The 13,744-nt window shown below is 43.0% G+C and carries 13 protein-coding genes; 3 read left to right on the top strand and 10 right to left on the bottom strand.

The features are described 5' to 3' along the window. Positions 1 to 384 precede the first annotated feature (384 nt). Complete coding sequence (locus tag MP622_RS14625) at positions 385 to 1,110, top strand: outer membrane protein OmpK (RefSeq protein WP_243791583.1); 726 nt, start codon at positions 385 to 387, stop codon at positions 1,108 to 1,110. Between the two features lie 72 nt (positions 1,111 to 1,182). Here MP622_RS14625 and MP622_RS14620 read toward each other — a convergent pair whose 3' ends face one another. Further along, complete coding sequence (locus MP622_RS14620) at positions 1,183 to 1,683, bottom strand: DUF1877 family protein (protein WP_044738865.1); 501 nt, start codon at positions 1,681 to 1,683, stop codon at positions 1,183 to 1,185. Positions 1,684 to 1,909: 226 nt separating this feature from the next. Between MP622_RS14620 and MP622_RS14615 the strand changes: the two genes are divergently transcribed. Then, the gene (locus tag MP622_RS14615; RefSeq protein ID WP_243793554.1) at positions 1,910 to 2,653 is read left to right on the top strand and encodes a hypothetical protein; all 744 of its coding nucleotides are present in this window, start codon (positions 1,910 to 1,912) and stop codon (positions 2,651 to 2,653) included. Positions 2,654 to 2,680: 27 nt separating this feature from the next. Here MP622_RS14615 and urtE read toward each other — a convergent pair whose 3' ends face one another. The 8 genes from urtE to MP622_RS14575 form a co-directional block, all read right to left on the bottom strand. Then, entirely contained in the window at positions 2,681 to 3,379 is a 699-nt protein-coding gene (urtE, locus tag MP622_RS14610; protein WP_243791581.1) for an urea ABC transporter ATP-binding subunit UrtE, read from the bottom strand. A 10-nt stretch (positions 3,380 to 3,389) separates the two neighbouring features. Then, positions 3,390 to 4,208: an urea ABC transporter ATP-binding protein UrtD gene (gene urtD, locus MP622_RS14605; protein ID WP_243791579.1), complete on the bottom strand. Its 819-nt coding sequence runs from the start codon at positions 4,206 to 4,208 to the stop codon at positions 3,390 to 3,392. Next, entirely contained in the window at positions 4,205 to 5,308 is a 1,104-nt protein-coding gene (urtC, locus tag MP622_RS14600) for an urea ABC transporter permease subunit UrtC (protein ID WP_243791563.1), read from the bottom strand. Before urtC ends, urtD begins: the two co-directional genes overlap by 4 nt. A 5-nt stretch (positions 5,309 to 5,313) precedes the next feature. Further along, positions 5,314 to 6,939 (bottom strand): urea ABC transporter permease subunit UrtB, encoded by a 1,626-nt coding sequence (gene urtB / locus MP622_RS14595; RefSeq protein WP_243791561.1) that lies wholly within the window; start codon positions 6,937 to 6,939, stop codon positions 5,314 to 5,316. Positions 6,940 to 7,028: 89 nt separating this feature from the next. Beyond that, positions 7,029 to 8,312, bottom strand: coding sequence for an urea ABC transporter substrate-binding protein (gene urtA / locus MP622_RS14590; RefSeq protein WP_243791559.1), 1,284 nt, complete (start codon positions 8,310 to 8,312; stop codon positions 7,029 to 7,031). A 241-nt stretch (positions 8,313 to 8,553) separates the two neighbouring features. Next, positions 8,554 to 9,111: a DUF6714 family protein gene (locus MP622_RS14585; protein WP_052662051.1), complete on the bottom strand. Its 558-nt coding sequence runs from the start codon at positions 9,109 to 9,111 to the stop codon at positions 8,554 to 8,556. Continuing rightward, positions 9,111 to 10,991, bottom strand: a complete 1,881-nt coding sequence (gene parE, locus MP622_RS14580; RefSeq protein WP_243791557.1) for a DNA topoisomerase IV subunit B — start codon at positions 10,989 to 10,991, stop codon at positions 9,111 to 9,113. Before parE ends, MP622_RS14585 begins: the two co-directional genes overlap by 1 nt. 14 nt (positions 10,992 to 11,005) lie before the next feature. Beyond that, entirely contained in the window at positions 11,006 to 11,590 is a 585-nt protein-coding gene (locus MP622_RS14575) for a YqiA/YcfP family alpha/beta fold hydrolase (RefSeq protein WP_016168871.1), read from the bottom strand. 244 nt (positions 11,591 to 11,834) lie between these two features. Between MP622_RS14575 and MP622_RS14570 the strand changes: the two genes are divergently transcribed. After that, on the top strand, positions 11,835 to 13,166 hold the full coding sequence (locus tag MP622_RS14570; protein WP_243791556.1) for a GPI inositol-deacylase: 1,332 nt from the start codon (positions 11,835 to 11,837) through the stop codon (positions 13,164 to 13,166). A 61-nt stretch (positions 13,167 to 13,227) separates the two neighbouring features. Here MP622_RS14570 and MP622_RS14565 read toward each other — a convergent pair whose 3' ends face one another. Beyond that, positions 13,228 to 13,743: a disulfide bond formation protein B gene (locus MP622_RS14565; RefSeq protein WP_104441324.1), complete on the bottom strand. Its 516-nt coding sequence runs from the start codon at positions 13,741 to 13,743 to the stop codon at positions 13,228 to 13,230. Between the last annotated feature and the right edge of the window lies 1 nt (position 13,744).

The following is a 13,744-nucleotide window of genomic DNA, read 5'->3' as shown; positions in this document are numbered from 1 at the left end:
AACCTTGATGTTGATGAACACCCCCATTCTCTTAAACTGCTAAAAAATAATCTTAATCTTATATATTTTTATAGTGATTCAAAACTCCCCATAATTGACCACTCGGTTAATTATTTATCACAAAATCGGTGCAAATATTTGTTGCATATCATTTTTATATTGATGAATAAATAGCCAGTAAATTTAAATCATATTTTCACTGCCTAAAAAAACCAATAAAACATACACCGATTGGGAAAATGATCAATGTTTTCAATAACATTGACTATCTTTTTAAAAGCTATTTTTCAATGGCTAATTTTTTAAATTATTGGTCAAATTTGGCTTTATTTTTGCTAAAGAATCTGTATCCTTTATACGCTTTCTCGGGGGAGATATTTTTTAATGAAACTGACTCAAATTGCGGCAACATGTGCATTGGCTACTGCAGCAACTTTTACTCAAGCTGCGCCAATCTGGCAAGATTTTAGTATCACAGGTTTATATGGTGAAGATTACCAACTGATTGCACGTGAAGACGAGCAAAGTACGGTAACTTTTGAATATACAGCAAAGTTAAAATATGGTGATTTTTTTGCTTTTGCTGACCGCACCAATAACGATGTGAGTGGCAACGAAACTTATTTCGAAGTTTCACCGCGTTTGAGCCTCGGTGCTGTCTCTGGTCAAAAACTTGAGCTTGGGCCAATTAAAGATGTATTGGTTGCAACCACGTGGGAAGGTGGCGAAGGCTTCAATAACTACTTATATGGTATTGGTGTAGATTTAGCGATTCCATATTTCCAATATGCGCAAGTTAACCTTTACAAAGTAGACAACTACAAAAACACACCTGACGATTACCAAATGACTTTGGTATATGGCGTGCCATTTAAAGTCGGTTCAGAAGACTTCTTGGTTGATGGCTTCTTAGACTGGTCTACTGCTGAAGAAGATGGTCATGCAAGCGAAATGAACTGGACGACACAATGGAAATGGAATGTAGGTAAACACATTTCTCCAAATACACGTTTATACCTTGGTACTGAATGGTCAGTATGGAATAACAAATACAGTATTAAAGGTAAAGACGAAAATAATGTCAGTGCTTTAATTAAATACCATTTCTAAGCATTTAATTAACGCTAAAAAAGCAAGATATCTGTCTTGCTTTTTTTATGGCTAAATGAAAAGTTCCATCGTTTAAATTAAGCGTTTTGGACGTAAATTCTCTGCAATGAGACTAATAACAGCGTGATTTTGTTGCATGGCATTGCGATAAAAGCTTTTTAATTGGGTCAACAATAAGGTCAATTCAGCTTGATCCAACTCAGCCGTGTTATCCCCTAATAACTGAGCGACATCAGACGTAGGACGGTGTTGCCGACAATATTTTTGCAAATCTTCTGTGCTGATTTGTTCGAGTGCCTGTGTTAATTCCATGACATGGACCGCAGGATTATAACGTGCGACGGGTTTTAGTTTTGGATGTTCTGAAATGGGATATTCAGCATAAATTAAATCATGCAAACTCAAACTTGCTGAACTGTGTTGACTTAACACCTGATCTAACACAGGCCATAGTTTCCCCAAATCGATTTGTTGCTGTAAGTTTGGGGCATGTTCTATATCCTTCATGCTGTAGGCATCAAGCATCAAGTTTTCTAAATCATTCGGGGCTATGCTAAAAAGAAACGCGTCCATGATGAGCTCCTTCTTATACTTATTGAAATTAGCTTAGCTCGATTTGTACTGCAAAACACTCGCTAAAATGTGTCAATTCAACAGTAGTTTGTAACTTAAAAATCAAAGGCTTTGATTTGGTTGTATTGAGTCTGACCATGCCTCTACAAACATCGGGAGATTTCAATTAATGCGATTTACCGTAGAATAAACCTGACTCTATTCTTCTACTTGAATAACAATGAATATTCTCAAAATTTTAACACTTGGCTGTACCATGAGCCTCCTGCTTTCATTTTCAAACACTCAAGCTGCTGAATTGGACTACACACAACAATTACAGCAAGGCTGTGGCAAACTAAAACAATATGCGCGTCTAGGTAAGCAATATTACGATCAAAAACAATATGCCAAAGCTCTAACCCAATTTGAAGATCAGGCAGCTTGGTCTCACTTTTGCCGGATCAATGCCGAAGAGAGTGGTGTTAATGTCACAGATCGTGATATCGAAATCGCCAACAATAATGTCGGGCTGACGTATGCCAAACTGGGCAAACCCCTTTGGGCACGGGCATGGTTTCTACGTAACCCCGATTCTAAAATGAGCCAGTTTAATTTGTCCCAATTGCCCAAAATGCAACAATCAACATCATTGGTAGGAACTTATGTGGCAAAAAATGGCTTTGGGCAATGGGACACCATCACCGTAAAGCAACTAAAAAATGATTATCAAATTGAATTTGAAGGCTATTACTTCGGTTTACGCGGTCTAATTTATGGACCAAACCTCGGCAATTTTGATGTAGAAATGCCTTTAAATCAGAAACATGCTGTATACCATTATGAAGATTGTCAGATTGATTTAACCTTTGCCTCACACCCGCAGCAGGGCCAACAAATTGTGGTGGAAGAACAACAAAATACATCGAGCTGTGGCTTTGGGCATAATGTTTCGGCCAATGGCACGTATTTGAAAGTAGAAACCAAGTAAGAAAAGCCTCATCAGAGGCTTTCCTGTTTAAATCGCCACTAAATCTTTAATGCCTTTGTCAGGCATTTCTACACCTCGTCCCTGTGCAATCACTTGACCACGTGCCATCACGGTATAGCCATCTGCCAGTTCTTCAGCAAAGTCATAAAACTGTTCCACCAAGATGATGGCCATATCGCCTCCATCCGCCAGCTTACGAATCACGCGGCCAATATCTTTAATAATGGAGGGCTGAATGCCCTCTGTCGGTTCATCCAAAATTAACACTTTGGGTTCAGAAGCCAGTGCACGGGCAATTGCCAACTGCTGCTGCTGTCCACCCGATAAATCCCCTCCACGGCGATGCTTCATTTCATGAAGTATAGGAAAAATTTCATACAGATATTCAGGTACTTTTTTGGTTTTGGCACCAGAGAACTTCGCCATGCCAATTAAAATATTTTCTTCTACGGTTAAAGTTGAAAAAATATCCCGTCCTTGTGGGACATAAGCTAAACCCGCTCGTACTCGCTGTTCAGGACTCAGTTTCGAAATGTCTTTGCCATCCAATACAATCTGTCCCGACTTAATCGGCAAAATCCCCATCAGACATTTCAGTAAGGTGGTTTTACCGACACCATTGCGTCCTAACACCACCGAACATTCTCCTATCGGCGCTTGGAACGACACATCACGTAAAATGTGGCTACCGCCATAATATTGGTTTACTGCATTCACCTCTAACATGTGCTGCTCCTTAACGCCCCAAATATTTTTCAATCACGTCTTCATTAGCTTGGACTTCTGCCAGCGTGCCCTCTGCCAGAATTGCACCCTGTGCCAGTACCGTGACTTTTTCACTGATGGTGTCAATAAAACTCATATCATGTTCAACCACCACCAAGGTGTGCTCTTTTTTTAATTCCAGACACAGTTCCGCAGTTCGCTCTGTTTCCGCATCCGTCATACCTGCCACAGGTTCATCCAGTAGAATCAGTTTTGGGCGCTGCATCAGCAACATGCCAATTTCCAGCCATTGCTTTTGACCATGAGACAACAAACCCGCTGGTTTCTTAATGAATTCTTTTAAACGAATCTGTTCAAGGGTTTGATCCAGTGCGATCTGCACCTCTGCATCCAATTTTCTGAAAAAGCTTTTTTTAACCCGTTTATCTTTGAGTGCAGCCAATAGTAAATTTTCCAGTACAGTAAAGTTTTCAAATACGGTGGGTTTCTGGAATTTACGCCCAATGCCTGACTCGGCAATTTGTTCGGTACTCATTTTGGCCAAATCATAGGTTTGTCCAAAAAAAGCTGAACCTTCTGTAGGACGGGTTTTGCCTGTAATCACATCCATCAATGTGGTTTTACCTGCTCCATTCGGACCAATAATGCAGCGTAACTCACCTTGTTCGATATATAGCGACAAATCATTGAGGGCCCGAAAAGAATCAAACCAGACACTGACTTTTTCTAAATACAGGGCGATCCCGTGGCTAAAATCGGCACCTTGTTCTTTTGGTCGCCCATAGCCCTCTGAAGCATGTCCACCATGTGGCTGAATGATTTCGCTCATGCATCATGCTCCTTTTTAAAACGGTCAAACAGACCAATCACCCCTTTGGGTAGGAATAAAGTCACCACAATAAATAAACCGCCCAAAATCAGTAGCCACGCTTCTGGATAAGCCACAGTGAAATAAGTTTTCACAGCATTAATCAAACCGGCTCCCAGAATTGGACCGATTAAAGTGCCACGTCCACCCGCTGCCACCCAGACTGCCATTTCAATGGAGTTCACAGGGTTCATTTCACTTGGATTAATAATGCCTGCTTGCGGGACATAAAGGGCCCCCGCGATACCCGCAATGACCGCAGACAAGACCCATGCCGAGAGCTTGTACCAGAGAGTACGGTAGCCCAAATATTGCAAGCGGTTCTCGCTGTCACGGATCGCCCCGAGCACACGACCATAAGGTTGATTCATTAAGTAACGTAGACCTAAATAACACAGCAGCAACACCAATGCCGTTAAAAAGCACAGGGTGGCTCGCATGGATGCCGAGGTAATGTCCATGCCCAAAATGGTTTTAAAGCCTGTAAAACCATTGTTGCCACCGAAGCCTGTTTCATTGCGGAAAAACAACAATGCGGCCGCAAACGTCATGGCTTGGGTGATGATGGAGAAGTACACGCCTTTGATTTTGGAGCGGAAAGCAAAGAAGCCAAAAATGAATGCGATCAGACCTGGAACCAACACCACCAAAATCAAAGCCCACAGAAAATGTTCCGTGCCGACCCAATACCACGGCAATTCAGTCCAGCTAAGAAAACGCATGAAATCGGGCAGTTCTGACCCCGCCGATTCACGCATCAAATACATACCAAACGCATAACCGCCAAGGGCAAAATATAGTCCATGCCCCAAGCTTAAAATGCCTGCATAGCCCCAAACCAAATCTAAAGCCAATGCCACGAGTGCAAGACACATGATTTTGCCAATCAAGGTGACCCAATAAGCGGAAAGATAGAATGCCGATTCAACGGGTAATAGATGTAACCACGGCACAATTAGCATCACTGCGAAACACACTGCAATACTCAAAGTGCCATAGGACTTGATTGTGATGTTCGAGGTACGCTCTGACTTTTCCGCAAATAAAGTTGTAATTTTCATCTGGTTTACTCCACAAAACGCCCTTTCAGAGCAAACAAGCCTTGTGGACGTTTCTGAATAAACAGAATCACAAGCACCAATAGAAGAATTTTGGCCAATACTGCACCTAAACCAATTTCTAGGACCGTACCACTGATCCCTAGACCCAAGGCGGCCAGTACAGCACCCCAGACTTGTCCAACACCGCCAACCACAACCACCAAGAAGGCATCAATAATGTAGTTTTGCCCCAAATCAGGACCGACATTGCCCACTTGCGCCAAGGCACAGCCCGCTAAACCAGCTAAACCAGAACCCAAACCAAAGGCCAACATATCAATGCGTGCCGAACGAATGCCGACCGCACGCGCCATCTGGCGGTTTTGCGTTACAGCACGGACAAATAAACCAAAGCGGGTTTTATTCAGGAGATAGACCAACAGCAAGAGCACTGCGACGGTAAAGACAATGATGGCAATGCGGTTATACGGCAGCATTAAACTTGGCGTTAAGGAAATACCACCTGAAAGCCATGCAATATTGGAAACTTCGACATTTTGTGCACCAAAAATCATCCGCACCAGTTGCATTAAAATCAGGCTGACCCCAAAGGTCGCCAGCAAAGTTTCCAGTTGTCTGCCATATAAGGGACGAATCACGGTGCGTTCAATCAACATACCAATTAAGGCACTCACCAAAAAGGCAGCGGGAATCGCGACCAGTAAGTACCAATCCACATATTGACCTAAATGGGTTTTAAAGAGGCTTTGCACCACATAAGTGGTATAGGCACCGATCATGATCAACTCGCCATGCGCCATGTTGATCACGCCCAACAGACCATAAGTAATGGCTAGACCCAACGCCGCCAACAGCAAAATACTGGCAGTACTGAGTCCTGAAAAGACATGCCCCGCCCACTCACTGGCTTGTAATCGAGTTTTAATACTGCTCTTTGCAGCCTGCAAAGCTGCTTCAAGTTCAGGATTTAAGTTTGCTTGACTGAGTTCTTGTTCAATCACGGCTAAGACATCGGGACGATCCGATGCAGATAAAGTCTGCACAGCCTGTAGCTTGACCAAAGCATCAGGGCTGCTGAAATCCATACGCGCTTTCAACTGTTGCAAACGTGCTTTGACTTTATTGTTTTGTTCTTGCAGATAGAGTTGACGAATCCAGACTGGATCAAGTTCGTCTAAATTATTTTCTAAAATATCAATGGCGTCTAAACGTTGTTTCGTTTCATCCGACTTCAATTTCATTTTGGCTTGCCCAAAACTGAGTGCTTTACGTAACGTATTCACCAAAGTAACTTGAGACAAATCGGCAGGCCACGTACTCAGCTCTTGCATGGCAGGATATTGATACAACTTCTCATCATTTTTTAAGATATAAGTTTGACCTGCACTATCTCGATACAGTTCATTTTGATCAATATACGCCACCAACTGATCGAGGCTTTCAATACTGGCAGGCCATTGGTTTAACATGGCACGACGTTGAGCAAAATCAGCTTTAACAAAACGCTGAATCGGATCAGCCTGCTGAACTTGCAGTTGTACATCCTGTACAGAAGTTTCGGCCCAAACAGGATGGAAGAATACTTGTAGGCATGCGCAAAATAGCGCCAGAAAATAGCTCTTAATCGACATGAAAAAACTCCCCCTCACAAGACCAATGGTCGGTTATCGGGATAAATAAAACGAAAAGACCTGCTGCCATCACAGCAGGTTGAGGGGAATTATTTTGGAATGTACGGGCTCCAAGGCTCCGCTTTAATGGTACTGGCCGTTTTATACACCACATCAAACTGCCCATCTCCACGAATCTCACCAATCATCACAGGCTTATGTAAATGATGATTGCTTTCATCCATTTTTAGGGTGTAGCCCGATGGTGCAGCAAAGGTTTGACCTGCCATGGCATCCCGAACTTTATCAACGTCGGTTGTACCTGCTTTTTCTACCGCCTGCTTCCACATATTGATGCCGACATAGGTTGCTTCCATTGGGTCATTGGTCACTAATTTATCTGCATTTGGCAACTTGTATTCCACCGCATACTGCTTCATCTTGTTCACGAATTCAGTATTTTTCGGATTTTTCACCGACATGAAGTAGTTCCATGCCGCCAAATGACCCACCAATGGTTTGGTGTCGATACCGCGTAGTTCTTCTTCACCCACCGAGAACGCCATGACTGGAATATCCGAGGCTTTAATGCCCTGATTACCCAATTCACGGTAGAACGGCACATTTGAGTCACCATTAATAGTGGAAATGACCGCGGTTTTCTTGCCCGCGGCAAATTTCTTGATATTGCCTACAATGGTTTGATAGTTGCTATGACCAAATGGCGTGTACTCTTCCATAATGTCGGCGTCGGCAATCCCTTTTGACTTTAAGAAGGCACGTAAAATTTTGTTGGTGGTACGTGGGTAAACATAATCGGTGCCTAACAATACAAAGCGCTCCGCTTTGCCCCCCTCCTCACTCATCAAGTATTCCACGGCTGGAATCGCTTGCTGATTCGGCGCTGCACCTGTATAGAAAATATTTTTCGACTGCTCTTGTCCCTCATACTGTACGGGGTAGAACAACAGACCATTTAGTTCTTCAACCACAGGCAAGACAGATTTACGCGATACCGATGTCCAACAGCCAAAAATCACCGCCACTTTATCCTGAGTCATTAACTGACGGGCTTTCTCTGCAAACAGCGGCCAGTCTGAAGCAGGGTCAACCACCACGGGTTCTAATTTTTTCCCCAATACCCCACCGTTAGCATTAATTTCATTAATCGCCATCAATGCCGTATCTTTCAGCGAAGTCTCGGAAATGGCCATAGTGCCTGACAAAGAATGTAAAATTCCCACTTTAATGGTATCGCCACTGGCTGCGGGTGCTTTGGCTTCAGATGTGGCTGGTTCACTTTTTTCTGCGGGTTTTGAACAACCTGTTAATGCCATACTCCCTGCTATCGCTGCCGCCAAAAGGGTCTTGGTCAATAATTTTTGTTGGAACATCTTCAGTTCTCCAAGCATTTTATGTTTTTGGTTATGTCTGCCCTGAGTATTCAATTTCCATGCCAATTGAATAACATATTGTTTTTATTATTTTATTTTTAAAAATTTAATTTATTTTGTTAATCTTGTATACATCATTGCATACAAAAAATGCTTGCCGACCTAAAATGATGCAAATGTGTCCATCTTTCCATCATAGGATTTATTGATAAAGAAATGCTTTTGATTCTTAAAAATAGCTTTACTCTCCTTGCCAATATTGCGCTAAAGCTTCCAAGATGTCTGGATAGTGATAAACCTCATCTGGTTCATCCAGTAAGAATAAAAGATAAGATCTGACAGCAGAGCGCTGCTCAGCGTTGAATAAGCTAAATTTTCTGTCCGTATGAGGATCTAGTTGTGTTAGCGTAAAAATTAAGTCAAATCGATACTCATCATTTAAACTTGCCAATAAAAAGGCAGGCAAATGAAACAACATACCCTGAGCATCAAAAAAAGATAGGCTACTGTTACAGCGATTCAAATCATCAATCGAAATATTTTTCCAATTTAATTTTTCATCTTTAGCACGATAAGCCAAGCACTGTGCTTGGCTGGCATAATCATCTATCCCTTGTGCCTGATATAAGCCAACACCCTCTTGTAAGGTGACTCCAGCAAAAGCACTACAAATCTTTTGTTTCACTTGCTCTAACTCTTGCCAGCGTGGCAAGAGTTCTTCAGCCTCTATAATTGTGATCAGATCATAGCCATTTTTACGCATTTCCTGAATATCATCAGGTGAAGGATACTTTCTCATCAGACCGCAATATCTGCCAGATTGCCTTTTTGCTCTAACCAATGTTTACGGTCACCTGAACGCTTCTTGGCCAACAATTTATCCAATAAGCTCGCAGTGAAATGGCTATCGTCTAAATCCAATTGCACCAGACGACGGGTATTCGGGTCCATCGTGGTTTCACGTAATTGGCTGGCATTCATTTCACCCAAGCCTTTAAAGCGGGTTATTTGCGGATTCTTGGTTTTGGCTTTTTTCAGAATCGACTCAAGCTCATCTTCATCTAATGCATAATGCACGTCTTTACCATCGTCAATACGGAACAGCGGTGGCATGGCTACATATAAATGCCCTTCTTCCACCAAAGTTGGAAAATGCTTCACAAACAGCGCACACAACAGCGTGGCAATATGTAAACCATCCGAATCGGCATCCGCCAAAATACAAATTTTGCCATAACGCAGTTCAGATAAATCATCACTGCCTGGATCGACCCCAATCGCGATCGCAATATCATGCACTTCTTGGGAAGCCAATACTTCATCAGAAGAGACTTCCCAAGTATTTAAAATCTTGCCGCGAATTGGCATGATGGCTTGGAAATTTTTATCACGTGCCTGTTTGGCTGAACCACCCGCAGAATCACCTTCCACAATAAACAGTTCTGAATCTTCTCGGGTTTGCCCGACACAATCCGCCAATTTCCCTGGCAAAGCAGGTCCCGACACGATTTTCTTACGCTCTACTTTCTTGGCAGCTTTTAAACGACGACCCGCTTTGGAAATCGCCATTTCTGCCAGTTGCATGGCAATTTCAGAATGCTGGTTCAACCACAATGCAAAAGCATCTTTGGCAATATTTTGTACAATACCCGCAGCTTCACGACTGGAAAGTCGCTCTTTGGTTTGTCCTGAAAATTGTGGTTCTTGGAATTTCAGCGACAAAATATAGTTGACGCCATCCCAAACATCTTCCGCAGACAGTTTCAAGTTACGTGGCAATAAGTTACGTAGCTCACAGAACTCACGTAAAGCATCCGTGACCCCTGAACGCAAGCCATTGACATGCGTTCCGCCTTGCGCAGTCGGAATCAGGTTGACGTAACTTTCTTGAATTTGCTCACCACCTTCTGCATTCCAGCAAATGGCAAATTCTGCACTGGCGCGTTCAGCATCTCCAGTAGCGACAAATGCAGGTGCAGGCACTATCTCACGGTCTTCCAGCTCGTCCATTAAGTAATCGACCAGACCATTTTCAAATTGCCATTCGATTTTCTCATCGTTGATTTCATCAACGTAGATAATCTGTAGCCCTGCCGCTAAAACCGCCTTGGCTTTTAAATTATGTTTGAGTGCTTTTAGGGCAAATTTAGGTGAATCGAAATATTTCGCTTCTGGCCAAAAACGTACCAAAGTTCCTGTAGCCCGTTTAGGTGCTTTACCCTCTAAAACGTTTAAAGGTGCAACAGGTTCACCCTGCTCAAATACCATTTGGTAGAGGTTACCCTGACGCTGTACTTCTACTTCTACACGGGTCGATAAAGCGTTCACGACAGAAATACCCACACCATGTAATCCCCCCGAAAACTGATAGTTATCGGTACTGAATTTTCCGCCTGCATGTAGCTTGGTCAGAATAATTTCAATCCCGCTTTGCCCATATTCAGGATGAATATCCACGGGCATGCCACGACCATTATCGGCCACAGCCAAAGAGCCATCTTTATACACCGTTACCGTAATTTTATTGGCATGTCCCGCCAGTGCTTCGTCCACCGCATTATCAATGACTTCCTGAGCCAAATGGTTCGGACGAGACGTATCGGTATACATCCCCGGACGACGACGGACAGGGTCCAAACCAGATAAAACTTCAAGCGATTGAGCGGTATATTGAGACACGTTGTACGATTTCCTTATAATCTGGAAGACGAAAAAAATTGTAAAATCATGGGGATTTTAGCAGCAAAATCATCCATTGCATGGTTGCCATGCGCTTCGGTCATGACCCATGCGCGAGGCTGCTGCGACGCATAATAACGTTCCGCTTCACGATAATCTAAAACATCGTCGCCTTGTTGTAATAACACCAACACTTTGTCTGCTTGCTGAACATTTGGCACAGCAATCTGTTCTAAATAGTCCAATTGTGCCTCATCTAAGATCCATTCAGGATGAACCTGATAAGGTAACTGTTGTTGCCCAAATAAATCACGGAACAGTTGCCATGGTCGCATAGCGGGGTTAATCAAAACAGCGGGCAGAGCATGCCTTGCGACCAATTGTGTCGCATAAAAGCCCCCCAGACTACTGCCGATCAAAGCGACATCTGGATAGTTCAGCACCAAATCCTGTAACACTTGCAGGGCTTGCTCAGGCGGCATATTTAAGTCGGGCACATGGACAGTCAATTCATCATCTTGCGCACAATACTGTTGTAACTGCTGTGCTTTGATTGATTTTGGACTACTTTGAAAGCCATGGATATAAATAATATTCATATTTTCTGGTTACGTAGGTTATTCTCGTCATCCATTTTTCATCTTTCTGACGCAGGATTATTCTAAATTCGTCGAAAGCCTCGAATTGTTAGACAAAATAAGCCCTATTTCATGATATTCATCGGTATTTTAAAATTATTCGAGTGGTACTCGATATGATGAAAACTGAAAAAAGTTATACCTCTATCTTAATCAAAATGAAAGCGTTGAGATGAGACAAACAAAGCATCAAGGATAACAACAAATGCCGAGTTTAACACCGCTGCATGAAACTTATTGTAAATGGGACCGCACGCCACCCAGCCAAGCCGACTTACTGGAAGGTCTAGCCCAATTACTCAGTACGCCACTTAACAATGTGGTGCAAGATTTTATGCGTACTATTCAGCGGGAAATCTTCTCAAGTATTTTTGGTCTTGATGAACAAGAATTCAAAAATTTGCAAAATCGACCACAAATTGCTCGGTTTAACCGCTTAAGCATGAGTTTGTTGGAAAATTATGGACATTATTTTTTAGCGCCAGGCCTACGCCAAATTATTGAAAAATACCCAAAACTACATGAAAAACCACTTACTCCGACGCTGCATTTTTTAGTCGGTGCGGTGAATGGCGTCTTGGGTGACTATTTGCTGAAATATCATAATCCGATGGCACTACCGATGGTGCTCTATGATCACTACGGTGAAATCCAACGTGGAGATTTATCGGGTCGGGTAGTCCTTTTTGTGCATGGTTTGTGTATGAACCATCTTGACTGGACCAACCGTAATAATGGCGGTTTTGGAGAAAAACTGCTAGCACAACGGGACCACAACACCATGTTGTATTTAAACTACAACACAGGACGTCGTATTTCAGCCAATGGACGCAGCCTCGCCAATACCTTAGAAGATCTGATTCAGCGTAACCCGCGCATTACCAGTATTGATATTATTGGACATAGTATGGGTGGACTGGTTGCCCGCAGTGCTTTGTTCTATGGCAAACAAAATATGCATCAATGGCTGCACATGGTCGAAAATTTAGTTTGTCTAGGCTCTCCACATCATGGTGCGGTACTGGAGCGGTTTGGTTTTGCAGTTCAAGAAAAATTGGGGCGTTTTCCGATTGTGAAATTGGTCGGGCATCTGGTGAATATTCGTAGTAATGGCATTTTAGATTTACGTTATGGCAGTGTGCGCGATGACGATTGGGAGCATAATGAAGCACGGATTGGTTTCTTTGACGATAACCGTAAACCTGCTCCCCTACCTTCGCATATCAATACCTATTTGGTCGCGGGCACACTCGAATTCGAACACCGTAAAAACAAAACCCTAAAAGTGATTGGCGATTATTTGGTCAGTGTAAAAAGTGCCTTAGGTGAACATCCCAATCCGCGTTTTCAATTGAAATTGCCCGAATCACATAAAGCCATTTTTTACGGTCTGAATCATTTAGAAATTCAATATCACTCCAGTGTCGCAGAACAAATCGTGCATTGGTTCTATCCTGAAAAAGCACAACATCACCAACTGCATGCTCATGAACATATGATTGGTTTAGATGATTTTGAAGGCATTGCCCTGACCTGATACCACATAAAAAAAGCCAACAACTGTTGGCTTTTTTTATGTCTATTGGACAAAGTCGCTATTATTTTTTCGCTTTCGCTGCAGTTGGATAACGGCGCACCAATTGCCACAGACTCACCACGGTCAATACCACGAAAAATAACAATGACCATACAGGCAAAGACTGTCCCAAGAAGGTCCAGTCAATCACTGCACACTCACCTGAACCCGTCAGCACTTGCGCCAAGACGCTTTTCAGCGGCAAGGCATCAATCAGATAATTTAATCCTGGACCACAGCTCGGCACCTGATCGGGCGGCAAATTCTGTAACCAAACATGGCGTGCTGCAACACCTGCCGACCATAAAATAGACAAGCTACCGAGTAAGGCATAAATGCGTTTTCCCACCGTAGACTTTGGATTATGAATCAATGCAATCAGGGAAATAAAACCTAACCCGATTAAACCCACTCGCTGAAAGACGCACAATGGGCATGGAGACAAACCTTGGACATGTTCGAGATACAGCGCAAACGCCATACCCACAATACTGGCAATCACTAAAAACCCGCTCACGAAGCGAAAACTCCATTGCATG

The organism is Acinetobacter sp. PK01 (assembly GCF_022819285.1).
Taxonomy (GTDB): Bacteria; Pseudomonadota; Gammaproteobacteria; order Pseudomonadales; family Moraxellaceae; genus Acinetobacter; species Acinetobacter tandoii.
The sequence above is the reverse complement of the archived record's forward strand: the minus strand, read 5'-3'. Positions and strand labels throughout refer to the sequence as shown.